Consider the following 24,658-nt stretch of genomic DNA (forward strand, 5'->3'; position numbering starts at 1 on the left):
TCCGTGTCAACAAAAACAACAATGTTCGACGTGTTGACTGGCATTTAGACCCTGTTTGAACATCCTTCGGGGTGGCCAAACACTGTGTTATAAGAATTGACCTTAACGTAAAGTGTATGTATAAATGCCGTAAGCCACACCAGGGTGTATGATTAATAGTGTCTGGCCGGTAAATACCACGCCGCTCCATCTGGCTGGCGGAAGTCAGGGGGAGGGACGGCTGGACGAAGGAGAACCGGGAGGCTGAGGTGAAGACGATCGGAATCATCGGTGCGGGACAGATGGGGAGCGGGATCGCCCACGTCGCCGCCCTCGCGGGGTTCGAAGCGCTGCTGTACGATGTGGCTGCGCCCCAGCTGGAAAAGGCGCACGCCGCCATCGGCCGGAACCTGCGGCGGCAGGCGGATAAAGGGGCGATCGAGTCCTCGGCGGTGACGGCCGCATCGGCCCGGCTCAGGGCCACGAACAGCCTGGACGATATGGCCGGTTGCGATTTCGTCATCGAGGCGGTGCCGGAGAGCGAGGAGCTCAAGCTGGATATTTTCCGCAAGCTCGACCGTATCGTCTCGCCCGGCGTGGTACTGGCCAGCAATACCTCTTCCATCTCCATCACCCGCCTGGCTGCCGCGACCGGCCGGCCCGACAAGGTGATCGGCATGCACTTCATGAACCCGGTCCCGGTGATGAAGCTGGTCGAGGTCATCCGGGCGCTGACCACCTCGGAGGAGACCTTTGCCGTCACCCTGGAGCTGGCGGCGAAGCTGGGGAAGGAGGTCGCGGTCGCCCGGGACTATCCCGGCTTCATCGTCAATCGGGTGCTGATCCCGATGATCAACGAGGCGATTTTCGCCCATTTCGAAGGGGTCGGTTCGGTGGCGGACATCGACAAGGCGATGCAGCTCGGCACCAACCAGCCGATGGGCCCTTTGACTCTGGCCGACTTCATCGGTCTCGACACGGTGCTGGCGATCATGAAGGTACTCCATGCGGGGTATGGCGATGCCAAATACCGGCCCTGTCCGCTGCTGGTCAAGAAGGTCGAGGCCGGGCAGCTCGGCCGCAAGAGCGGCAAGGGATTTTACGACTATGGGCAGGGGAGGTAGCGCATGGACTTTCAACTGACCGAAGAACAGAGCCTGATTCGCGAAACGGTGCGCAGTTTCGCCGAGAAAGAGGTCGCCCCATCCGCCGCCGCGCGCGACGAGGAAGAGCGCTTCGACCGCGCGCTGATGTTCGAGCGGCTGGCCGAACTGGGGCTGACCGGCATCGTCTTCCCCGAGGAATACGGTGGGGCGGGAGCCGATTACATCAGCTACGCCATCGCCGTGGAAGAGCTCTCCCGGGTCTGCGCCTCGACCGGCGTCACCCTTTCGGCCCACCTCTCCCTCGGCGCCAACCCCATCTACCTCTTCGGCACCGAGGAGCAGAAGCGCCAGTACCTCGTGCCCCTGGCGGCGGGGAGCAAAATGGGGGCCTTCGGCCTGACCGAGCCTTCAGCCGGCTCCGACGCCGGCGGCACCAGGACCACGGCGGTGCCCGACGGCGAGGAGTGGGTGCTTAACGGGTCGAAGATCTTCATCACCAACGGCGGCGAGGCCGAGATCTATATCGTCTTCGCCCGCACCGACAAAGGTGCCCAGAAACATCATGGCATTAGCGCCTTCATCCTCGAAAAGGGGACGCCCGGCTTCTTCTTCGGCAAAAAGGAAACGAAGATGGGGATCCGTTCCTCGCCGACCATGGAACTGGTTTTCGACAACTGCCGGATTCCGAAGGGGAACCTGCTCGGCAAGGAAGGGGAGGGGTTCAAGATCGCCATGAAGACCCTCGACGGCGGGCGCATCGGCATTGCCGCCCAGGCTCTCGGCATCGCGCAGGGAGCCTTTGAGGCGGCGGCAGCCTACGCCCGGGAGCGCAAACAGTTCGACCAGCCGATTGCGACCTTCCAGGCGGTGCAGTTCATGCTGGCCGACATGGCGACCCGGATCGAAGCGGCACGCTTGCTGGTCTACCAGGCGGCCCATCGGGCGAGCGCCGGCCTCTCCTACGGCAAGGAGTCGGCCATGGCCAAGCTCTTCGCCTCGGAGACGGCGATGGAGGTTACAACCAAGGCGGTGCAGGTCTTCGGCGGCTATGGCTACACCCGCGAATTCCCGGTGGAGCGGATGATGCGCGACGCCAAGATCACCGAGATCTACGAAGGCACCAGCGAGGTGCAGCGGCTCGTCATCGGTACGGCGGTCACCCGCGGCTGAACACTGCCCGGGCCCCTGAGTCCTGAAGCAGAGGAGAGGTTCACCAATGGAATACACCCGTGAAATCTACTGGAACATCGGCCACGGAGCGGGAGTGCTCGTCCCGATGTACCTGCTGACCGCGGCAGCTCTGGCGATTCTGGCCCGGGGCTTCTGGCAGCGGGTCAAGGTCTACCGGCAGGGCCGGGCGCTTGAGCGCACGGACGATCTGGCCGGGCGGCTGGTCGGGGCGCTCCGGCAGGCGCTCAGCCAGGCGCAGGTGCTGCGGGTGCCGGGGGCGGGGACCGCTCACGGGCTCTTCTTCTGGGGCTTCTTCCTGCTCTTTATCGGCACCTGCCTCATCGTCGTGCAGGCCGACTTCACCGACCCGCTCTTCGGCGTGCAGTTTTTGAAGGGGAGCTTCTACCTGCTCTTCTCGGTGGTGTTAGATCTCGCCGGGGCAGTCGCCATCGTCATGCTCGGCGGGCTCTTCGTGCGCCGCTATGTCTTCCGCCCGCCCGGGCTGCCGATGAAGCGGGACGACGCCATCTCCCACGCCCTGCTCTTCGCCATCCTGGTCACCGGCTTTGTGATCGAAGGGGCGCGCATGGCGGTGACCGAACTGGGGACGCCTCTGGCCGCCTGGTCGCCGGTCGGGCTCCTCTTCGCCAAGGCGCTCTCGGGTCTGGGCGACTCCGGCCTGCGCACCCTGCACGCCGGCCTCTGGTGGCTGCACCTGCTGCTCGCCTTAGGCTTCATCGCCCTGATCCCCTTCACAAAGCTGCGCCACCTCTTCACCACCAGCGCCAACTACATTTTCGTCGACCGCCGTCCCAAAGGGACGCTGGCGACGGTCGACCTGGAGGCCGAAGGGGCCGAGAGCTTCGGCGCCGCCAAGCTCACCGAGCTTTCCTGGAAGGACCTCTTCGACAGCGATGCCTGCACCTTCTGCAAGCGCTGCCAGGACCGCTGCCCGGCCTGGGCCACCGACAAGCCCCTCTCGCCGATGAAGGTGGTCAACCAGATCCAGGAGGTCGCCTTTGGTCAACCCGAGGCGAACCTCGTCGACACCGCCTCCCGGGACGTGCTCTGGGCCTGCACCACCTGTTTCGCCTGCCAGGAGATATGTCCGGCCGCCATCGAACACGTCCCCAAGATCATCGAGATGCGCCGGCACCTGGTGCTGATGGAAGGGGAGTTCCCCGGCGAGGAGGTGATGACCGCCACCGACCAGACCGAGGTCAACGGCAACCCCCTCGGGATGGCCTTCGCCACGCGGGGCGACTGGGCGCTTGATCTCGGCGTCAAGCCCCTCGCCGAAGATCCCGAGGTCGACGTCCTCTACTTCGTCGGCTGCTACGCCTCCTTCGACAAGCGCAACATCAAGGTTGCCAAAAGCTTCATCAGGCTCTGCCAGGCCGCCGGCATCAAGGTCGGCATCCTCGGCAAGGAGGAGAAGTGCTGCGGCGACCCGGTGCGCAAGATGGGCAACGAATACCTCTACCAGGCCGTCGCCACCGAGAACATCGGGGCGATCCAGGGCTACGGCGTCAGGAAGGTGGTCACCACCTGCCCGCACTGCTTCAACACCCTGGCCAAGGACTACCGGGACCTCGGCTTTACTCCGGAGGTCGAGCACTACACGGTCTTTCTCGAGCGCCTGCTGGAGCAGGGCAGGCTCAAGCTGGCGCCGCCGCAGAGCTTCGCCTGCACCTACCACGACAGCTGCTACCTCGGCCGCCACAACGGCATCTACGAGGCGCCCCGCACCCTCATCCAGGTCGCCGGCGGCCAGCTTGCCGAGATGACGAAAAACCGCGACGAGGGCTTCTGCTGCGGCGCCGGCGGCGGCCGCATCCTCGCCGAGGAGAAGCTGGGAACGCGCATCAGCGAGGCCCGGGCGAAAATGGCCGCCGAGACCGGCGCCCCGCTGCTGCTCTCCAACTGCCCCTTCTGCCTGACCATGTTCGAGGACGGCATCAAGGGGGCGGGCCTGGAGGGGCAGCTCGCGCCGCGGGATATCGCCGAGGTGCTGGCCGAGCGGCTGTAACCACTAAAACATCGGACCGATCGGACGGATCAGACCGATCGGTCCGATGAAGAGCAAAGGAGAAAAGCCATGAAAATTCTCGTCTGCATCAAGCAGGTACCCGACATGGAGTCGCGCTTCAAGGTGAACGCCGCCGGCAGCTGGTACGACACCAGTGATCTCGCCTGGCGGCTGAACGAGTACGACGAATACGCCGTCGAGCAGGCAGTGCAGGTGAAGGAGCAGCTGGGCGGCGCCCCCGAGATCACCGTCCTCTGCGTCGGCCCCGAGCGGGTCAAGGAGGCCATCAAGAAGGCCCTGGCCATGGGGGGCGACAAGGGCGTGCACGTTCAGGACGAGGCGAGCTTTGAGAAGGACCCCTTCGAGATCGCCTCGGTTATCGCCGAGTACGCCCGCAGCGAGCACTTCGATCTCATTCTCACCGGCATGCAGTCCCAGGACCGCGGCTCGGCGCAGGTCGGGGTGCTTCTGGCCGAGATGCTCGGCATCCCCGCCGTCACCACCATCGTCGGTTTTACTCTTGAGAACGGTGCCGTCACCGCCAAAAGAGAGTTAGAGGGGGGCCTCAAGGCGGTGGTCAAGGCCCGGCTTCCGGCCCTCTTCACCTGCCAGCTCGGCCTCAACACCCCACGCTACCCGACGCTGCCCAACATCATGAAGGCCAAGAAGAAGGAGCTGGCCGCCCTCGCCGTGGCCGACCTGCTCAAGGTTCAGCCGCTCGCCGTCACTGCGAAGATGACCCTGCCGGAGAAGAAGGCGGGCGGCGTGGTGTTGGAGGGGGAGATCGGCGAGCTCGCCGACAAGCTGATCGGGATCCTCAAGGAAAAGACTGCGGTCTTCAAATAATCAAGGATGAGGGATGAGGGATGAATAAAAGGCCTTTGCTAATAAAAGGAGAGAAGTGATGAAAGCACTGCTCGTTGGAGAATACCGGGAAGGCAAGCTGCTCGGCAGCACCTATGAAACGCTCGCCTTCGCGCAGAAGATAGGCGCCGCGGCCGTCCTGTTCGCCGTCGGCAGCGAGGGCGACCTGCCCCGATTCGACGGCAAGCTCTACCTGGCCGATGCCGGCCGGTACGGCGAATACAACCCGCCGGCGCACAAGGCGCTGCTGCTCGAGGTGATCGCCAAGGAAAAACCCGACCTCGTGGTTCTGTCCCACTCCTCCTACGGCTGGGACCTCGCGCCCCGGCTGGCGGTGGCCCTTAATGCCGCGCAGGTCTCCGAGGTGGTTGACGTTCGGGACGGCGCCTTCGTGGTTCCGGCCTGCAACGCCAAGCTGCGCCGGCAGGTGCGGCCGAAGAGCGCCGTGACCGTGGTCACCCTGCAGGCCGGCGCCTTCGGCCTGACCGGCGAACCCGCCGGCACCCCGGCCGTGGAGAGAATCGAAGCCCAGGCCGAAGGCAACGTGGAATTCGTCGGCTATGAGCCCGCTGAGAAGGGGGAGGTCGATCTCTCCCGCGCCGAGGTGATCGTCAGCGCCGGCCGCGGCATCGGCAAGCCGGAGAACGTCGAGATCATCGCGAGTCTCGCCAGGGCGCTGGGCGGCGAGCTCGGGGCGAGCCGCCCGGTGGTCGACGCCGGCTGGGTTGATCACAGCCGTCAGGTCGGCACCACCGGCCAGACGGTGGCGCCCAAGCTTTATGTCGCCTGCGGCATCTCCGGGGCGATCCAGCACCTGGCGGGGATGAAGAAGTCGGGCTTCGTGGTGGCCATCAACAAGGACAAGGACGCCCCCATCGGCGAGGTCGCCGACGTGCTGGTGGTGGCCGACGTGCTGCAGCTGGCGCCGGCCCTGGTCGAGAAGATCAAGGCACTTTAAGCGCTCACGTCATGGATATTCTCGCCGCCTTTGGCAAGCAGGTGTAGCGCGACCGGCATCCTCATTTTCGAAGTCGGGCGGCCCAGGCCTGGCAGGGCGGAAATGCTGCCAAAACGGAAGAGACCGTACCTGTCACGGGTACGGTCTCTCTTATTTTCGGATCCGGTCGGGTTAGCCGGTTGGATGCTTCAGGCCTGCTTGTCGCCAAAGACCTGGGCGCTGAAGATGTAGATCTCGGTGTCATCGGCCTGCCAGGAGTCGATTGGCAGGCCGGCCTTGAGGCAGGTCTGGCGCAGGAACGTTTCACGGTCCCAGCCGTACTCGGGGGCGACCTGGGGAAGCAGTACGCCGCGGTAATATCCCCTTTCCAGGTAGATGCCGTGTTTGCCGACCTCGATCTCTTCGATGCTGTCTATCTTTTGCAGGGGGGAGAGGACCGAAATTTCCAGGGTGAAGTTCTGCAGATCATTCTCTTTCATCGGATAGAATCGCGGATCTTTGGAAGCCGAGGCGATGGCCATTTCCGCTACTTCACGGAAGAGCGGCAGTTCCGACTGGAAGTTGCCGATGCAGCCGCGCAACTGTCCGCCCTGCTTGATGGAGACGAAACAGCCGTTGCGCCTGTTGAGCACCTTTTCTTCGCGCGGCTCGACATATTTTTTGCCGGTGCGCACGCAGGTCTCAATGGCCTTGCGGGCGATGTCGAGAAGGGCGGCTTTCTCATTGGCGTTCAACTCTTTATCCACGGAGCCTCCTGCAAGTCGGATATCATCGAAAACAAGGGTCGTTCCCAAGCGGTCACACTATAGTCAAATCCGCCGTTTTTTTCAAGAAATTCAGATCGGCTCCAGCCAGGACCGGAAAAGTCCATCCAGGCATGAGGGGAATCTCGGGAACTGGATTCCAGTCGGGCTGTCTCATTCCTGACGGGGGGGAAAGAAATGGTGCTGAAGCGACTCGGTTAGCTCGGCGCAGAGAAAAATAAAGGCACCCGTCAATCGAGGTCGATTCGACCTCTCGGGCGCCCTATGTGGTTATAAATAATTTTGCTCGCCTGGACTCCGGAGGCCCGGACGCTCAAAGAACTCTCGGTGAAGCTGGCGGAGTTTGCAGTTTTGTTCAGTGGTTGACGACCAGCGCCTGAGTTGAGCCATGGACGAGCACCGAATCGCCCTCTTTGCTGATCCACAATGCGCCGCAGTCGCCACATTCCTGAAGGTTCTCGGCAAAACCGTCAGAGTGCGTATCGAGTTCGACGCGTGTTTTGTTTTGGCAGATGGGACATTCCATGGGTGAGCTCCTTTGTGTTATCTGGTTATTATTCCCAAACCTGTTTGGAATATACTCCTCAGGAAGTTGCTACGCAAGGGGAAAAATGCAATAAAAATGTTTTAAATCAACTATTTATGATGTAGACGGTTTGCTGGGTATAACGATTTTATATGTTTCTTTAATGTGTTTTTGGGAGATGATCGTATTAAGTGCCCAACTATTTGTAAAAATTGACTTTATTACCTTCTATAACCATATTTGCAATTTTCTATTGTATTTGGTCTGACCAATTTGCGAGGAGAAGATTTCCGGTCACTAACCCGGGCGCAAAAAAAAGGCCCCGTTTCCGGGGCCTTTTCGTAACCATCGATCCTGGCGGTCAGGATTTGGTCTGTTTCTCGTGGCGCTTGCGTTCATTGGCGTCGAGGTAGCGCTTCCGCAGCCGGATCGACTTGGGGGTGACCTCGACCAGTTCGTCTTCAGCAATGTATTCGAGGGCCTGCTCCAGCGTCAGGGTGTGCGGCGGCGAGCATTTGGTGGAATCGTCGGACCCTGAAGCGCGGACGTTGGTCAGTTTCTTGCCGCGGCACGAGTTGACCACCAGATCGTTGTCCTTGGCGTGCTGGCCAATGATCATCCCTTCGTAGACGGCAGTGCCGGGGCCGATAAAGAGGATGCCGCGGTCCTGCAGGTTGAAGAGGGAATACGAATTGGTCTCACCGGCCTCGATGGAGATGAGCACGCCGTTCTTGCGTCCGGCGATGGGGCCCTTGTAGGGGGCGTACTCGTGGAAGGTGTGGTTCATCACCCCGGTCCCCCGGGTGTCGGTGAGAAACTCGGTGCGAAAGCCGATCAGTCCCCGGGCGGGAATGACGAATTCCAGGCGATTGACGCCGTTCATCGGCTGCATGGAGACCATCTCCGCCTTGCGGGTGCCGAGCTTCTCGATGACCGTCCCCTGGTACTCTTCCGGAACGTCGATCACCAGATATTCCATCGGCTCGCACCGGACGCCGTCGATCTCCCGGAAGATGACCTCCGGCTTGGAGACGGAAAGCTCAAAACCTTCGCGGCGCATGTTTTCGATGAGGATCGACAGGTGCAGTTCGCCACGGCCGGAGACCTTGAAGGTATCGGTGTTGTCCGTCTCCTCGACCCGCAAGGAGACGTTGGTGCGCAATTCCTTCATCAGTCGGTCGCGAATATTGCGAGAGGTGACGTATTTACCTTCCTTGCCGGCAAAGGGGGAGTCGCTGACCATGAAGTTCATCGACAGGGTCGGCTCGTCGATGGCCAGGTAGGGAAGGGCTTCGGGGGCGGCGGCGTTGGCCAGGGTTTCACCGATGCCGACGTTCTCGAAGCCGGCGATGGTGACGATGTCTCCGGCGAGGGCCTCGGCCAGTTCCACCTGATTGAGTCCTTCGTAGCCGAGGAGCTTGCTGATGCGCCCCCGGACGATCTTGCCGGTCTTGTCGATGTGGGCGATCGTTTCCCCGGCCTTGACCTTGCCGTTGAAAATCTTGCCAGTGGCCATGCGGCCGATGTAGTCGTTGTAGGCGATGCTGCTGACCAGCATCTGGAAGGGGGCGTCGGGGTTTGCCACAGGGGGGGCGACACGGGCGCCTATCATCTGGAAGAGCGGCTCGAGGTCGCTGGACTCGTCGGCCAGCTCACGTTTGGCGAAGCCGAGCTTGGCGCTGGCGTAGACGATGGGAAAATCGAGCTGTGCCTCGTCGGCGTTGAGTTCGCAGAAGAGGTCGAAGACCATGTTGACCACCTCTTCCGGGCGGGCGCCGGGACGGTCGATCTTGTTGATTACGACAATCGGCTTGATTCCAAGATCAAGGGATTTCTTGAGCACGAAACGGGTCTGCGGCATCGGCCCGTCGAAGGCATCGACCAGCAGCAGCACCGAGTCGACCATTTTCAGGATCCGCTCCACTTCACCGCCGAAATCGGCATGGCCGGGAGTATCGACGATGTTGATCTTCAGACCGCCGTGATGGATGGAGAGGTTTTTGGCCAGAATGGTGATCCCCCGCTCCTTTTCCAGGTCGTTGCTGTCCATCACCCGCTCGGTGATCACCTGGTTTTCCCGAAAGACTCCGGATTGCTTGAGCATGGCGTCCACGAGGGTGGTCTTCCCGTGGTCGACGTGGGCGATGATGGCGATGTTGCGAATTTTTTCGGACATGCTGGAACAGTGACTCCTCGGATTCAATTTCGCGCGGTATGACGCGTGTGCTTACTGCAAAACCTTAGCATAATACATCAAAATCCATCGAATAGCTATCAAAAACAGTCTGACCCCGGTCGCGGCGCAGATCTGACAAACCTCCAGGCTTCGCTTGTCATCGTTGTCAAACCATTCTAAGATTGAGCAGGAATACTATTTTGCGGCAATGAGAAAGGAATGACCTCCATGATGCGTCAGAAGCGAACCGTCGCGTTTTTGCTGTGGCCGATTCTTGCCCTGATCGGCTTTACGGGTTGCGCGGTCAATCCGGCTACCGGCCGGACCGAGCTGGCGTTGATACCGGTTCCCGCTTCCCAGGAAATCGCCATCGGCGAGAAGACCTTTCCGCAAGCCGTGCAGCAGATGGGGGGCGAGTACCCCGATGAGCGCCTGGCCGCTTACGTCAACCAGATAGGCTTGCGCCTGGGCCGCGCCAGTCAGCGCCCCGACCTGCCATACACGTTCAAGGTGGTCAACGACTCGACGCCCAATGCCTTCGCTTTGCCTGGTGGATTTATCGCCATTACCCGCGGCCTGCTGGTCAATATGGAAAACGAAGCACAGCTGGCCGCCATTCTCGGTCACGAAATAGGGCACGTAACGGCCCGCCACGCCGTTCAGGGTATACAGCGCGGTGCCCTGCTCAATGTCGCCATGTCCGTCCTCACGGGGGTGACCGGCGAAACGGCCTACGGGCCGCTGGCGCAGCAGGCCGGCGAGTTGAGCGCCGCATTGCTGGATCGCTCTTATAGCCGCGAACAGGAGCGGGAATCAGATCTCCTGGGCATCGACTATATGGTGCAGTCCGCCTACGACCCGCAAGGGGCCGTGCAGGTTCAGGAATTTTTCTACCGCCAGATCGAGGGGGGAGCAAATCCGATGTGGCTGTCCGGACTTTTCCGCACCCACCCCTTCTCCAAGGAGCGGATGGAGGCCAATGACGAGTATATCCGTAAGCGTTATGCGCAGACCTTGAACAATCCGAACTACGTCTTGCGTCCGGAAACCCTGCAGTCGGCCACCGCCCGTCTGCGGCAGAGTCGCAAGGGGTACGAGCTGTACGACCAGGCGCGGAAGCTGGAGGAAGCAGGGAGCCTCACGCAGGCCGTGACAGTCTACCTGCAGGCTGCCGCCGCGGCGCCCGACGAATCGCTCATCCTGACCGGTCTGGGGATGGCCTATCTCAAGGCCGAGAATGCCGGCTCGGCCCGACAGCATCTGCAGCGCGCCGTCCAACTGGACGGCAATTACCATCTCTCCCGCCTGGGCTTCGGCTATGCGCTGCTGCAGAAGGGGGATAACCCCGGAGCCGTCCGGGAGCTCGAAGCGAGCATGAAGCTGCTGCCGACCCTGCAGGGGGGCTATCTGCTGGCCGAGGGGTACGAAAAAACCGGCCAGCCGCAGAAAGCCCTGGAACTTTACCGGGCGGTCGCCCAGGCCGACCCGGAAGGCAAGCTGGGGCGCTCGGCCGCGGAGCGGGTGCGCGCTCTGGGTGGCACTTGATGGACTGGTCGACGCATCTCGAAGCGGATGAATCCGTGCTCTGGGAGGGCCGCCCCGCACCCCGCTGCTATGTTTTTCGCAACTGGCGGCACTCTCTCTTCGGAATCCTCCTGCTGCTGCTTTCGACCTGGTGGCTGGCGGTCGGTTATCAACTCGGCCACCTATATGACTGGATCTGGCTCGCCTGGCTGCCGCTCCCCTTTGTGCTGCTCGGCCTCTACCTCGCCCTGGGCCATGTGCTGCTGGCCCGCTATGAATGGGAGCGCGTCTACTATGCCGTGACCGACCGCCGCGTGCTGGTTCTTCGTGGCCTCTTCCGACCCCGCTTCGATTCTCTGCAACTGCCGGAGGTGACCTATTTCCAGGTCAGGCCTCAGGGCCGCGACCTGGCCACGGTCCGGATCTGCTCGGCTGTGTCTCGTCCGCACCTGATCCTATTGTGCATCGAACATCCCGGCCGCCTGATCGAGCTGCTCGAGTCGGCGATGGCGGCGAGCGGCGTCCTGGCCGCCGAACGTAACATTTCGCCGCAAACCTGACGACTTCGGTTCCGGTGAAATCGTTTGACTTTTCTTTCCCCCTTTGAGTACATTTGCGCGAATCTGCGGACAAAGGAATAATTACGTGTTTATGAACAAGAAATTTTATCTGGAAACCTTCGGGTGCCAGATGAATGTGGTCGACTCGGAGCGGATCGTCGATCTGCTGCAGCAGGCCGGCTACCGGCAGGTCGTCAGCGCCGACGAAGCCGATCTGATCCTTCTCAATACCTGCTCTGTGCGCGACAAGGCCGAACGCAAGGTTTACGGCCACCTCGGCCGTTTCAAGCCGCTCAAGGACGAGAACCCCGCCCTGATCCTCGGTGTCGGAGGTTGCGTCGCCCAGCAGGAGGGGGAGCGGCTGCTGCAGAAACTCCCCTACCTCGATCTGGTCTTCGGCACCCACAACGTGCACAAACTCCCCGAGATGGTGCGCTCCGTGGAGGAGAACCGCACCCGCTGCCTGGAGACGGACTTTCTCGACCGCGAAACCCGCCTGCAGCTTTTCCCGACGCGCACCGCCGGCGAGGCGGTTACCCGTTTCGTCACCGTCATGCAGGGGTGCGACAACTTCTGCTCCTACTGCATCGTTCCGCACGTTCGCGGCCGCGAAGTGAGCCGGCCGAGCGCCGAAATCCTTGCCGAGGTGCGGGAACTGGCCGCCGGCGGCGTCCGGGAGATTACCCTGATCGGGCAGAACGTCAATTCCTACGGCCAGAAGGAGCCCGGCGAGCGCTCCTTCGCCCAACTGCTGGCGGCGGTTCATGAGGTGGAGGGGATCGAGCGGATCCGTTTCACCACCTCGCACCCGAAAGACCTCTCCGATGAGTTGATCGAGGCTTTCGGCACCCTGGACAAGCTCTGCCACCATCTGCATCTGCCGGTGCAGAGCGGCTCGGATGCGATCCTGCGGGCGATGAACCGGGGCTATACGGCGGCCGGCTACCTGGAGAAGGTCCGTCGCCTCAAGAGCGTCTGTCCAGAGATCCGCCTGACTTCCGACATCATCGTCGGCTTTCCCGGCGAATCCGAAGCCGATTTCGAGGCGACGCTGGAGCTGATGGCCGAGGTCCGCTACGCCGACGTCTTCTCCTTCCTCTATTCCCGCCGTCCGGGCACCGCTGCTGCCGAACTCTCCGACGATCTGGCCGCCAAGGAGAGGCAGGCCCGCTTCGATCGTCTGCTCGCCCTGCAGGAGGAGGTCAGCCGCGCCACCTGGCAGGGGGATGTCGGCCGGACTCTGGCGGTGCTGGTCGAGGGGGAGAGCCGGCAGGGTGGGGGGCAGGTTTTCGGCCGCACCACCTGGAACCGGATCGTCAATTTCCCGGGAGATAAATCTCTTGTCGGCCGCATCGTTCCGGTGCGCATTACGGCGTCGTACAAGAACAGCCAGCTTGGAGAATTTCAAACGGAAGGATGAGCTCATCCTTCATCCCTCATCCTTCATCCTTTTTTAGGGGTTTTCATGATCGATCTGCACACCCACACCCTGTTCAGCGACGGGGAGCTGATTCCTGCCGAATTGACCCGCCGGGCTGCCGCGGCCGGTTATCAGGCCATTGCCATGACCGATCACGCGGACCGTTCCAACTTCGATCTGATCATCCCGCGGCTTGTCCGGGTAGCCGGGGAGTTGGGAAAGGCCTGGGGGCTCACCGTTTTGCCCGGTATCGAGCTGACCCATATCCCGCCGGCGATGATTGCCGATGCGGCCCGCGAGGCCCGCTCCCTCGGCGCTAGAATCGTCGTCTGTCATGGCGAGACCATCGTCGAACCGGTGGCCCCGGGAACCAACCTCGCCGCCCTGGCGGCGGATATCGACATCCTTTCGCACCCGGGCTTGATCACCGCCGAGGAAGCGGCCCTGGCCGCCGAGCGGGGGGTTTGTCTCGAGCTCACCACCCGCAAGGGGCATTCCCTTACCAACGGCCATGTCGCCCGCATGGCTCTCGCCGCCGGCGCGAAACTGGTTATAAATAACGACGCCCACGCCCCCGGCGATCTCGTCTCTCTGGCGATGGTGCGGAAAATCGCCCTCGGCGCCGGCCTGAGCGAAGAGCAGTTCGAGCAGTGCCGGCGAAACAGCGAAGCACTGGTGAAAAAGGCATTGGGCTAAGACCTTTTCTCGCGCAAAGCTGCAAAGACCGCAAAGAAAACCATTAAGAAAGATAACTTTCTGAATTTCTTTGCGTTCTTTGCGCCTTGAGCGAGCGAAGCGAGCGGGCGTGAGATACGAATTTAACTGAGGTGGACATGAACGACCAGGATTTCGCTTTTCTCAAGGAGCTCGTCGAAACCCCCAGCCCTTCGGGCTTCGAGCAGCCGGCGCAGCGGGTGATCCGTCGCGAACTGGCGCCGGTGGCCGATGATATGCACACCGATGTAATGGGCAACGTCATCGCTCGCATCAAGGGAGCGGGGGAGGCGCCGACCCGGGTCATGCTGGCCGGGCACTGTGACGAGATCGGTTTCATGGTGCGCTACATCGACGAGAACGGTTTTCTCTATTTTGCCCCCATAGGCGGGGTGGATGCGCACCTTGTCCCCGGGCAGCGGGTATGTGTCCATACGGCTTCAGGGCCTGTGCTGGGGGTCATCGGCAAGAAGCCGATCCACATGATGGAACAGAAGGATCGCGAAACGGTGGTCAAGTTCAAGAGCATGTTCATCGATATCGGCTGCCCGGACCGCCAAAGCGCCGCCGAACTGGTCGCGATCGGTGATCCGGCCACCTTCGCCGTCGGCCTGGAGCGCCTGCTGGGGGACCGGGTCATTTCCCGCGCCTTCGACGACAAGATGGGGGCCTACCTCGTCGCCCGGACTCTGATCGAGGTCCGCCGGCGCGGCCTTGCGCCGGTCGAGCTGTTCGGCGTCTCCACCGTGCAGGAGGAGGTCGGTCTGCGTGGCGGCACGACGAGCACCTACGGCGTCAATCCTGATGTCGGCCTGGCCGTCGAGGTCGGCTTTGCCACAGATTTTCCCGACATCGACAAAAAAGAGGCGGGGGAGGTGAGGGTCGGCAGCGGTCCCATTATTGCCCGCGGTCCCAACATCAATCCCGTCTTGTTCGATCTTCTCGTGCAGACCGCCCGTGAGGAGAGCATCCCCTTTCAGGTGAGCGGCGTCCCCCGCGCCACCGGTACCGACGCCAATGTCATGCAGCTCTGCCGCGGGGGCGTCGCCACTGCCCTGGTCAGCGTGCCGCTGCGCTACATGCACACGCCGGTCGAACTCCTCTCCCTCACCGATCTGGAAAACACCGTGCGGTTGCTGACCGGCCTGATGTACCGGATCGGCGACCGTCATTCGTTCATACCCAATTGAAACCCGGTCCCGAGTCCCTGGCCTTTGCCCGGGCCCTTAGACCCGGGACCTTGGACCCGAGACCGTTTTTCAGTCTTGTGACCAGAGCCTCAGGGCCGGTTTTTTTCTTGACTCACGCCCGGCCCTGGAATAAGGTCGCCGATTAATATTTTCGGCCGCTGCAGCAAACATAAAGGAGACGAAGATGCAGGATCTCGAGATCCGTGAAGGTCTGACGTTCGATGATGTACTGCTCGTTCCCGCCCACTCTACGGTCCTCCCGAAAGAGACCGATCTCACCACCTATCTGACCCCCAGGATCAAGCTCAATATCCCTCTTCTGTCGGCTGCGATGGACACCGTCACCGAGTCCCGCTCCGCCATCTGCATGGCTCGCGAGGGGGGGATGGGGATCGTCCATAAGAACATGACCCCGGACGAGCAGGCCATCGAAGTCGACCAGGTCAAGAAATCGGAGAGCGGGATGATCGTCGACCCGATCACCATGCGCCCCGAACAGAAGATCTTCGAGGCCCTGGAGCTGATGAAGAAATACCGGATCTCCGGGGTGCCGATCACCAAGGACGGCCGTCTGGTCGGCATTCTCACCAACCGCGACCTGCGTTTTGAAACCCGACTCGATCAGCCGATTTCCAACGTCATGACCAAGGACAAACTGGTCACCGTGCCGCCGGGAACCACTCTCGAAGAGGCGAAACAGCATCTGCACAAGCACCGCATCGAAAAACTGCTGGTGGTGGACGATGCTTATGCTCTCAAGGGGCTGATCACTATCAAGGACATCGAGAAAGTCCGCAAATATCCCTTCGCCTGCAAGGACGATTTCGGCCGTCTGCGGGTCGGGGCGGCGATTGGTGTCGGCTACGACCGGGAGGCAAGGCTTGAGGCCCTGGTCCGGGCCGGCGTCGATGTGGTCATCATCGATACGGCCCATGGCCACTCGCAGGGGGTTATCGATGCGGTCATCGACACCAAGCGGGCTTACCCGGACCTGCAGCTGGTCGCCGGCAACATCGCCACCGGTGAGGCCGCCGAGGCGCTGATCAAGGCTGGCATCGATGCCGTCAAGGTCGGTATCGGTCCGGGTTCGATCTGCACCACCCGGGTGGTGGCCGGCGTCGGTGTGCCGCAGATCACCGCCATCGCCGATGTGGCCAAAGTGACCCAGAAGGCAGGCATTCCGCTCATCGCCGATGGCGGCATCAAATACTCGGGGGATATTCCCAAGGCGGTTGCCGCCGGCGCCGATATCCTGATGATCGGCTCTCTTTTCGCCGGCACCGACGAATCGCCTGGCGAGACCATCCTCTACCAGGGGCGGACCTACAAGGCCTACCGCGGCATGGGGAGCCTGGGCGCGATGAAGAAGGGAAGCAAGGACCGCTACTTCCAGGCCGATGTCGAAAGCGACGTCAAGCTGGTGCCGGAAGGTATCGAAGGGCGCGTGCCTTACCGCGGCAGCCTTTCGGAGAATATCCACCAGTTGATGGGCGGGTTGCGCGCCGGCATGGGCTACACCGGCTGCCGGACCATCAAGGAACTGCAGGCCAGGGCCCGCTTTATCCGCATCACCAATGCCGGTCTGCGCGAATCGCACGTGCATGACGTGACCATCACCCAGGAAGCGCCCAACTATCGCGTCGAGCGGCAGGTTTAGTTGAGGGTAGGGGCGCCCCCCGTGGGTGTCCAAGGGCAGGCACAAGGCCTGCCCCTACACGGAGATAAACGATGCAACAGGACATCCACAGCGAAAAAATCCTCATTCTCGATTTCGGTTCCCAGTACACCCAGTTGATTGCCCGCCGGGTACGCGAGGCGCACGTCTACTGTGAGCTGCATCCCTTCGACATGGACCTGGCGGCTATCCGGGCATTCGCGCCGACAGGGATCATCCTCTCCGGCGGGCCCAAGTCGGTCTATGAGGCGGGGGCTCCAGCCGTCGCCGAAGAACTGTTCGAACTCGGCGTGCCGGTGCTCGGTATCTGCTACGGGATGCAGTTGATGGGCCGGCATTTCGGCGGCGAGGTCGTTCCGGCCGGCAAGCGCGAATTCGGTCACGCCGAGCTGTTTGCACAAGGCAAACCGGGCCCGCTCTTCGATGGCTTTTTCGTCGAGGGGAGGAGCCCGGTCTGGATGAGCCACGGCGATCACGTCGAGAGGGTCCCCGCCGGCTTCGAAGTTGTCGCCGGTACCGCCAATGCCCCGGTCTGCGCCATCCAGGATGTCGAGCGCCGGCTTTACGGAGTCCAGTTCCATCCCGAGGTCAATCACACGCCGCGCGGCGAACTGCTGATCGACACTTTTGTGCGCAAAATATGCGGCTGCAGCGGCCAGTGGACGCCGGGACACATCATCGAGGACGCCGTCGGTCGCATCCGCCAGCAGGTCGGTGCGGACCGCGTCATCCTCGGCCTTTCGGGCGGCGTCGACTCCTCCGTGGCGGCCGCGCTGATCCATCGGGCCATCGGCGACCAGCTCACCTGCGTCTTTGTCGACAACGGCCTGCTGCGCCTGGGCGAGGGGGATCAGGTCATGGTCACCTTTGCCGAGAACCTGGGAGTCAAGGTCATTCGCGTCGACGCCGAACAGCGGTTCCTTTCGGCGCTGGCCGGAGTGACCGATCCGGAGCGCAAGCGCAAGATCATTGGCGGACTTTTCGTCGATGTCTTCGAGGAAGAGTCGAACAAGCTCAAGGATGCCAGGTGGCTTGCCCAGGGGACCATCTACCCCGATGTCATCGAGTCGGCCGGGGCGAAGACCGGCAAGGCCCACAGCATCAAGAGCCATCACAACGTCGGGGGGCTGCCCGACTACATGAAGCTCCAGTTGCTGGAGCCGCTGCGCGAACTGTTCAAGGACGAAGTGCGGGCGATCGGCGAGGAACTCGGCCTGCCGCATGCGATGGTCTGGCGCCATCCCTTCCCGGGGCCGGGGCTGGGGGTACGGATTCTCGGCGAGGTGAAGAAGGAATATGCCGACATCCTGCGCCGCGCCGACGCCATCTACATCGAGGAACTCTACGCCAGCGGCCATTACGACAAGATCAGCCAGGCTTTCGCGGTCTTTCTGCCGGTCAAGAGCGTCGGCGTCATGGGCGATGGCCGCACCTACGAATACGTGGTCGCCCTGCGCGCCGTGGAAACCAGGGATTTCATGACCGCCGGCTGGTACCCCATGCCTTACGAGGATCTGGCGCGCATCAGCAATCGCATCATCAACGAAGTCAAGGGGATCAATCGGGTGGTCTACGACATCTCCAGCAAACCTCCTGCCACTATCGAGTGGGAGTGATGCAGCAGAAGCCGTCGGCCCTTGGCCTGGCGGCTTTTTTGTTGTAGAGTGACACGGCGTCCGGATCGGAGGATATCATGAGCGACACCCAGACCACCCTGCAGCAGCTGAAGGAGAAGATGGCCGCATTCGTCCGCGAGCGGGAGTGGGAGCAGTTCCACTCGCCCAAGAATCTCTCCATGTCGATCGCCATCGAGGCGGCCGAGCTGATGGAGCATTTCCAGTGGCTCACCGTCGAGGAATCCAAAAACCTCCCTCCCGATGCACTGGCCGACCTCGGCGAGGAGTTGGCGGACATCGTCATCTACGCCCTTTCCCTGTCGAATGTGCTCGGGCTCGACCTCTCGGAAACGGTTCTGGCCAAGATGGAGAAGAACATCCGCAAGTATCCGAGCGAGAAGGTACGGGGCAAATCGCACAAGTACACCTATTATCAGGAAAGGGAAGGGTAGGGGCGACGCAGGCCTCGCCCTTGCCTGCAGCGGGGGAAATGAACCGTCCCGGCAAGCCCGCAAAGAAATACAGTCAGGCGGCCCGCCTGCACGACGTGATCCGCATTCTCGAGGCGCGCTTCGGAGCCACCGTCGATGAACTGGCCGGAGAGTGTGCTGTCAACCGCCGCACCGTCTTCCGCGATCTGCAGGCGGTCCGCGACGCCGGCTACCCCCTGGTTTCCGAGCAGGAGAGCGATGGCCGGGTCCTTTACCGCTTTCTCACCGGGTTCAAGAAAATACCGCCGATCACTTTCTCCCTTGATGAGCTGATGACCCTCTACCTCTGCCGGGGGCAACTCGCCGTCCTGGCCGGGACCCCGTTTCAGGACGATCTTGACGCCATCTTCGGCCGCATCCGGTCCAGCCTGCCGCCACGCAGCGTCGCCCACCTGGAACGCATCGCCGAAGCGGCGGCGCCGCGCTTTCAGGGGGTACGCGATTACCGCGCCAAGCGTCAGATTCTCGTTCAGTTGCGGGAGGCGCTTCTTTACCAGTACCGTTGTCGCCTGAGTTATGCGCCGCCGCGGCGCGAAGCCGAAGACTACCTTTTCGATCCCTACACCCTGCTGTTTTACCAGAACTCCCTCTACCTCGGCGGCTTCGCCCATAACCGCGGTGCCCTGCGGTTGTTCCTGATCGATCGCCTGCAGAAGGTCGAAGTCAGCCGTGAACGCTTCGAGGTTCCTGACGATTTTGTCGCCGCTGACCTGACCGGCAGCGCTTTTGGTCTGATCGATGATACGCCGATGGCAGTCAGGGTTCGCTTCGGCGCCGCCGTCGCCCACCTCATCCGCGAACGCAACTGGCATCCCACCCAAGAGCTGGAGGAGGCTGCTGACGGCTCGCTGGTGCTCTCCTTTACAGCCGGCGGCGAGAAGGAACTCCTCGCCTGGCTTTATTCCTACCTTCCCCACGTCGAAGTGCTCGACCCCGCAACCCTCCGTTCCGCTTTCCGTCAAGGTCTTGAAGAAGGTCTTCGGAAAAGCTGAACATCCGCTCTGAGCTTTTGGCGCCAACAACCTAAAACTTAAAACCCAAAACCTGCATTTGCGACATATTCTGTCACTGCGCTGGCATATGCTTGGAGTCGAAAGGAACTTCCAGCGCCACACAGGGAGGATCTCATGATCTGGCTCGACATGACGGAGGAAAACGGCAGTGGTCTTTACCTCGACATCCGCGGCATCGAACCCAGGCGGTTGCGCGGCGACACGGTCTTTACCATCTCCGGAGTTCTGGGGGACGGACAGGATGAGGCCGACGTCCTGTTGGATATCGGCAAAGAGGTTGAGGTGGTCTTCGTCGACGACTGGCTGAGCAAAGTGCGGCCGGGGGGCCTCTTCGCCCGCGTGAGCCGGGAGGACCTGGTGGGAGCTCTGGTTGAGAAAGTTGTCGGCATGTCTTTCTGCGTCGAGAGCTTTCCGGCGCTGGAGGGAAAACCGCGTCAGCAGGTTCGAGGCTATCGTTCGGGCGGCCCTTGGTTGCCGGTGCGGACGCCGTCCTATAGCGATCAACTGGAGCTGCCGCTGTGGGTGGCGGAGGCGGCGGCATAGAACTCCCGCCTTTATCAAGGGAGGACTTGAGATCTGATGCGTAAGCAGGCGCCGGAAACCGTTGCAATCGGCCGACTGCTGGGGTACAAATGTGCAACCCCAGTGGAGGTCACAGCGCATGCGCACCATCGTTCTTGCATCCACCAGCCCCTACCGCCGCCAATTACTGCAACAGCTGCAACTTCCCTTCGTTGCCGCTGCTCCCCGCTACGAAGAGATGATCGAACAAGAAGTAGCGCCGGGACTGCTGGTCAAGCATCTGGCCGCAGGCAAGGCGGAAAGCCTTGCCCCCTATTATCCCGACGCTCTGATCATTGGCGCCGACCAGGTTTTCGTCGACCCGCGCAACCGTATCCTCGGCAAGCCAGGAGATGCCGAAAAGGCCGAGGAACAACTGCGCGCCATGGCAGGCAAGGCCCATACATTTTTCACTGGCGTGGCTGTGCACGATAGCCTCTCGGGGGAAACGATCACCGATTTTGCCACCTATGTGGTCACGCTTCGCCATCTGGACCACGCGCAGATCCACTCGTACGTCGAACGGGAGAATCCCGTCGACTGTGCCGGTTCGTTCAAGATTGAGGGCTTGGGTATCGCCTTGATGGACGAGATGGGCGGTGAGGACTACACCAGCCTCATCGGGCTGCCGTTGATCAAGCTGGTTCGCATACTCGAGCAGTTTGGCGTGCAGGTCCTGTAAGGCGAGGCTCGGATCTTTCAAGAGTCGCCTGTCGGGTGTCTGTCGCCTGGCTCCGTATACGGGTCAGTTGGCTTGACCTTGTCCCACCTTCGGTGGTAATATCCGCCCACTTGTCTTCTCCAAGACCGGTTATCGCAACGCGGCAGCGTTCGCTGAAATCGGTTTTTTAGTTTGAAGACCGGCATGAGGACCCAGGCGCGGGAGCAGAGGAAAAACCTCAGACCGCAAGCCTCTTTCTCATGCCTTTTCCTCGTCCCCAGAGCCTGCTTTTATGGAACACGCCAACTTCGTACATCTGCATCTGCACAGCCAGTACAGCCTGCTCGACGGGGCGGTCAAGATTGGCGATCTCGTTCAGCGGGCCCGCGATCTGCGGATGCCGGCGCTGGCCGTGACCGACCACGGCAACATGTTTGGCGCCGTCGAGTTCTACCTCAAGGCGCGCGAAGCGGGCATCAAGCCGATCATCGGCTGTGAGGTGTATGTTGCTCCCGGCTCGCGCTTCGACAAGGGGAACGCCCGCGGCTCTTCGGAAGCCTCCAACCATCTCGTTCTGCTCTGTCAGAATCTCACCGGTTACCGCAACCTCTGCCATCTGATTTCCGCCGCTTACCGCGAGGGATTCTATTACAAGCCCCGGATCGACTGGGAATTGCTGCGTCAGCGTAACGAGGGGCTGATTGCGCTTACCGCTTGCCTCGGTGGCGAGATTCCCGGCCTGATCGGCATGAACCGGTTTGACGACGCCAGGCGGCGGGCGGGAGAGATGGCACAGGTTTTCGACGGGGACCGTTTTTTTCTCGAGCTGCAGGAGAATTTTCTCCCTGAGCAGACGCCGGTCAACAAGGGGCTGATCCAGATCGCCGGGGATTTGGGGCTGCCGCTGGTGGCCACCAACGACTGCCATTATCTCACCCGCGAGGATGCCTACGCCCACGAGGTTCTGCTCTGCATCCAGACCGGCAAGACGATGGACGACCCGGGCCGGATGCGTTTCGAGAATAACGAATTCTTCGTCAAGACCCCGGAGGAAATGACGGAGCTCTTCCGTCACACCCCTGAGGCGATCCGCAACACCATTGCAATTGCCGAGCGCTGCAATCTCGAACTCGATCTCAAAACATACCACTTCCCCCAGTATGAGAAGCCGGCAGAGAAGAGTCTCGACGAAGCCCTGGCCGAGCAGGCCCGGGCCGGGCTCGAGGAGCGCTTCGCCGTTATTCGTCAGCAGTGGCCAGATTTCAGCGCCTCGGACGAACAGCGCTATCGCGAACGCCTGGAGATCGAGCTCGACTGCATCCGGCAGATGGGCTTCCCCGGCTACCTGTTGATCGTCGCCGACTTCATCAACTGGGCCAAGGATCAAGGTATCCCGGTTGGTCCCGGGCGCGGCAGCGCCGCCGGCAGCCTGGTCTGCTACGCCATCCGCATCACCGACATCGACCCGCTACCCTACAACCTGCTGTTCGAGCGCTTTCTCAATCCCGAGCGCGTCTCCATGCCCGACATCGACGTCGACTTCTGCATCTACGGACGCGAGCGGGTGATTGACTACGTGCGCAACAAGTACGGCGCCGAGAACGTCGCTCAGATCATCACCTTCGGCACCATGCAGGCCAAAGGGGTCATTCGTGACGTCGGCCGTGCGCTCGGAATGTCTTTTGCCGAGACCGACCGGGTGGCCAAGCTGATCCCGGCGGTGCTCAATATCACCCTCAAGGAATCTTTGCACCAGGAGCCCAAGCTCAAGGAGTTGGCCGAGAAAGACCCCAAGATCAAGGAACTCGTCCAGATCGCCCTGGCCCTAGAGGGTCTGACCCGGCATGCATCCACCCACGCCGCCGGTGTGGTGGTGACCCCCCGGCCGCTTCCCGAGTATTTGCCCCTTTACACCGATCCCAAATCGGGCGGGCAGGTCACCCAGTACGCCATGAGCTATGTCGAGAAGATCGGCCTGGTCAAGTTCGACTTTCTCGGGCTGAAGAACCTCACCGTCATCGACAACGCGGTGAAGCTGATCCGCGCCGGCAAGGCGCCGGACTTCGACATCGCCGCCCTCGGCTACGACGACGCCGAGGCCTACCACCTGCTGCAGGCCGGCAACACCACCGGTGTCTTTCAGCTCGAATCTTCCGGGATGAAAGAGCTGCTGGTCAAGCTCAAACCGTCCTGCTTCGAGGACATCATCGCCATTTGCGCCCTTTACCGTCCCGGCCCCCTCGGTAGCGGGATGGTCGACGACTTCATCCAGCGCAAGCACGGCAAGAAGGCGATCACCTACGATTTCCCCCAGCTCGAACCGATTCTCAAGGATACCTACGGGGTCATCGTCTACCAGGAGCAGGTGATGCTGATCGCCCAGGTGCTCGCCGGCTACAGTCTGGGCGGCGCCGACCTGCTGCGCAGGGCGATGGGGAAGAAAAAGGCCGAGGAAATGGCCAAGGAGCGGGAGAAGTTCGTCAGGGGGGCGCGGGAAAACAAACTCGATCCAAAGAAGGCGGAAGGCGTCTTCGACCTGATGGAGAAGTTCGCCGCCTACGGATTCAACAAGTCCCACTCGGCCGCCTATGCCCTGGTCGCTTACCATACCGCCTACCTCAAAGCGCACTACCCCGTGGAATTCATGGCGGCGCTGCTGACCGAGGATATGGAGAACACCGACAAGGTGATCAAGAATATCTCCGAAGTGCGTGCCATGGGGATCGAGGTTCTTCCCCCCGACATCAACGCTTCCGACCGGTCGTTCACCGTCCACGACAAGTCGATCCGCTTCGGCCTCGGCGCCGTCAAGGGGGTCGGGTCAGCTGCCCTCGACGCCATCACCGAGGTCCGCACGGAAACCCCTTTTGCTTCCCTCCACGATTTCGCTGAACGGGTCGACCTGCGGCGGGTCAACAAGAAGGTGGTCGAAGCGCTGGTGAAGTGCGGCGCCTTCGACTCCCTGGGAGGCAAGCGCGCGCAGTATATGGCTGCACTCGAAGAGGCGATGGAGCTCGGGCAGAAGGTGCAGCGAGAGAAGGCCGCCGGACAGGAGTCGCTCTTCGGCGCCGAGGAGATTGTCACCGTCGGCGGCAACGGCTACGGAAAGCTCCCCGCCGTTGACGAATGGGCAGAAAACGTCCTGCTCGGTTTCGAAAAAGAGGCGCTCGGCTTCTACATCACCGGCCATCCCCTGGCGCGGCACGCCGCCGCCATCAAGCGTTTCGCCACCTGTGACACGGCCGGTTTGCAGGAGCGTACCGACAAGGAAGAAGTCAAGGTCTGCGGCATCGTCGCCGGTCTCAAGGAGTTGACCACCAAAAAAGGAGACCGGATGGCTTTCGTTACCCTGGAAGACCTGAGCGGTTTCGTCGAGATGGTGGTATTCCCCGAGGTCTACCTGGCCTCCTCCGAACTGCTCAAGGGCGAAGAGCCGCTGCTGGTCTCCGGCACCCTCGATGTCGGCGAGGAAACGGTCAAGCTGATGGCGAACGAAATTGTCTCGCTGCGCGAGGTCAAGGAGCGTCTCACCAAACGGGTCCACTTCCGCCTTACTACTCCTGGCCTCGACGAGGAGCAACTGCGGGCGCTGAAAAACGTCATGGCGCGCCATCGCGGAAACTGCGAAGCGCTGATCCATCTGGTTATTCCCAACCGCAGC

General features: G+C 61.7%; 20 protein-coding genes. 17 read left to right on the forward strand and 3 right to left on the reverse strand.

Going from position 1 to position 24,658, the window contains the following annotated elements:
• Positions 1-248: 248 nt before the first annotated feature.
• The 5 genes from VD811_02430 (at position 249) to VD811_02450 (ending at position 6,106) form a co-directional block, all read left to right on the forward strand.
• The gene (locus tag VD811_02430; protein HXV19831.1) at positions 249-1,103 is read left to right on the forward strand and encodes a 3-hydroxybutyryl-CoA dehydrogenase; all 855 of its coding nucleotides are present in this window, start codon (positions 249-251) and stop codon (positions 1,101-1,103) included.
• A 3-nt stretch (positions 1,104-1,106) separates the two neighbouring features.
• Positions 1,107-2,255, forward strand: coding sequence for an acyl-CoA dehydrogenase (locus VD811_02435; protein ID HXV19832.1), 1,149 nt, complete (start codon positions 1,107-1,109; stop codon positions 2,253-2,255).
• Positions 2,256-2,301: 46 nt separating this feature from the next.
• Positions 2,302-4,284: a (Fe-S)-binding protein gene (locus VD811_02440; GenBank protein ID HXV19833.1), complete on the forward strand. Its 1,983-nt coding sequence runs from the start codon at positions 2,302-2,304 to the stop codon at positions 4,282-4,284.
• A gap of 69 nt (positions 4,285-4,353) precedes the next feature.
• Positions 4,354-5,130: an electron transfer flavoprotein subunit beta/FixA family protein gene (locus VD811_02445; protein ID HXV19834.1), complete on the forward strand. Its 777-nt coding sequence runs from the start codon at positions 4,354-4,356 to the stop codon at positions 5,128-5,130.
• Between the two features lie 58 nt (positions 5,131-5,188).
• Complete coding sequence (locus VD811_02450) at positions 5,189-6,106, forward strand: electron transfer flavoprotein subunit alpha/FixB family protein (protein ID HXV19835.1); 918 nt, start codon at positions 5,189-5,191, stop codon at positions 6,104-6,106.
• Between the two features lie 188 nt (positions 6,107-6,294).
• Here VD811_02450 and amrA read toward each other — a convergent pair whose 3' ends face one another.
• The 3 genes from amrA to typA form a co-directional block, all read right to left on the reverse strand.
• The gene (gene amrA, locus VD811_02455; GenBank protein HXV19836.1) at positions 6,295-6,852 is read right to left on the reverse strand and encodes an AmmeMemoRadiSam system protein A; all 558 of its coding nucleotides are present in this window, start codon (positions 6,850-6,852) and stop codon (positions 6,295-6,297) included.
• 373 nt (positions 6,853-7,225) lie between these two features.
• A complete protein-coding gene (locus tag VD811_02460) occupies positions 7,226-7,396 on the reverse strand; it encodes a hypothetical protein (GenBank protein ID HXV19837.1) in 171 nt (56 codons plus the stop codon).
• 361 nt (positions 7,397-7,757) lie between these two features.
• Positions 7,758-9,572: a translational GTPase TypA gene (typA, locus tag VD811_02465; GenBank protein ID HXV19838.1), complete on the reverse strand. Its 1,815-nt coding sequence runs from the start codon at positions 9,570-9,572 to the stop codon at positions 7,758-7,760.
• 228 nt (positions 9,573-9,800) lie between these two features.
• Here typA and VD811_02470 point away from each other — a divergent pair, with 228 nt between their 5' ends.
• The 12 genes from VD811_02470 to dnaE all read left to right on the forward strand — a co-directional run.
• Positions 9,801-11,117 carry a M48 family metalloprotease gene (locus VD811_02470; protein HXV19839.1) on the forward strand — a complete coding sequence of 439 codons (1,317 nt, stop codon included), beginning with the start codon at positions 9,801-9,803 and terminating at the stop codon, positions 11,115-11,117.
• Positions 11,117-11,656, forward strand: coding sequence for a PH domain-containing protein (locus VD811_02475; GenBank protein ID HXV19840.1), 540 nt, complete (start codon positions 11,117-11,119; stop codon positions 11,654-11,656). Before VD811_02470 ends, VD811_02475 begins: the two co-directional genes overlap by 1 nt.
• Before the next feature lie 91 nt (positions 11,657-11,747).
• Positions 11,748-13,076 carry a tRNA (N6-isopentenyl adenosine(37)-C2)-methylthiotransferase MiaB gene (miaB, locus tag VD811_02480; GenBank protein HXV19841.1) on the forward strand — a complete coding sequence of 443 codons (1,329 nt, stop codon included), beginning with the start codon at positions 11,748-11,750 and terminating at the stop codon, positions 13,074-13,076.
• Between the two features lie 45 nt (positions 13,077-13,121).
• Positions 13,122-13,772 carry a histidinol phosphate phosphatase domain-containing protein gene (locus VD811_02485; GenBank protein ID HXV19842.1) on the forward strand — a complete coding sequence of 217 codons (651 nt, stop codon included), beginning with the start codon at positions 13,122-13,124 and terminating at the stop codon, positions 13,770-13,772.
• A 137-nt stretch (positions 13,773-13,909) separates the two neighbouring features.
• Complete coding sequence (locus VD811_02490) at positions 13,910-14,980, forward strand: M42 family metallopeptidase (protein ID HXV19843.1); 1,071 nt, start codon at positions 13,910-13,912, stop codon at positions 14,978-14,980.
• 184 nt (positions 14,981-15,164) lie between these two features.
• Complete coding sequence (guaB, locus tag VD811_02495; GenBank protein ID HXV19844.1) at positions 15,165-16,637, forward strand: IMP dehydrogenase; 1,473 nt, start codon at positions 15,165-15,167, stop codon at positions 16,635-16,637.
• Between the two features lie 71 nt (positions 16,638-16,708).
• Positions 16,709-18,271 (forward strand): glutamine-hydrolyzing GMP synthase, encoded by a 1,563-nt coding sequence (gene guaA, locus VD811_02500; protein ID HXV19845.1) that lies wholly within the window; start codon positions 16,709-16,711, stop codon positions 18,269-18,271.
• A 77-nt stretch (positions 18,272-18,348) separates the two neighbouring features.
• Complete coding sequence (locus VD811_02505; GenBank protein HXV19846.1) at positions 18,349-18,723, forward strand: nucleotide pyrophosphohydrolase; 375 nt, start codon at positions 18,349-18,351, stop codon at positions 18,721-18,723.
• A gap of 38 nt (positions 18,724-18,761) precedes the next feature.
• The gene (locus VD811_02510; protein ID HXV19847.1) at positions 18,762-19,754 is read left to right on the forward strand and encodes a WYL domain-containing protein; all 993 of its coding nucleotides are present in this window, start codon (positions 18,762-18,764) and stop codon (positions 19,752-19,754) included.
• A 135-nt stretch (positions 19,755-19,889) separates the two neighbouring features.
• Complete coding sequence (locus tag VD811_02515; protein ID HXV19848.1) at positions 19,890-20,318, forward strand: hypothetical protein; 429 nt, start codon at positions 19,890-19,892, stop codon at positions 20,316-20,318.
• A 118-nt stretch (positions 20,319-20,436) separates the two neighbouring features.
• On the forward strand, positions 20,437-21,018 hold the full coding sequence (locus VD811_02520; GenBank protein ID HXV19849.1) for a Maf family protein: 582 nt from the start codon (positions 20,437-20,439) through the stop codon (positions 21,016-21,018).
• A gap of 271 nt (positions 21,019-21,289) precedes the next feature.
• Positions 21,290-24,658, forward strand: a 3,369-nt coding sequence (dnaE, locus tag VD811_02525; GenBank protein HXV19850.1) for a DNA polymerase III subunit alpha, incomplete at its 3' end; no start/stop codon positions are given.

The sequence above is a fragment of the Desulfuromonadales bacterium genome, assembly GCA_035620395.1.
GTDB lineage: Bacteria > Desulfobacterota > Desulfuromonadia > Desulfuromonadales > DASPGW01 > DASPGW01.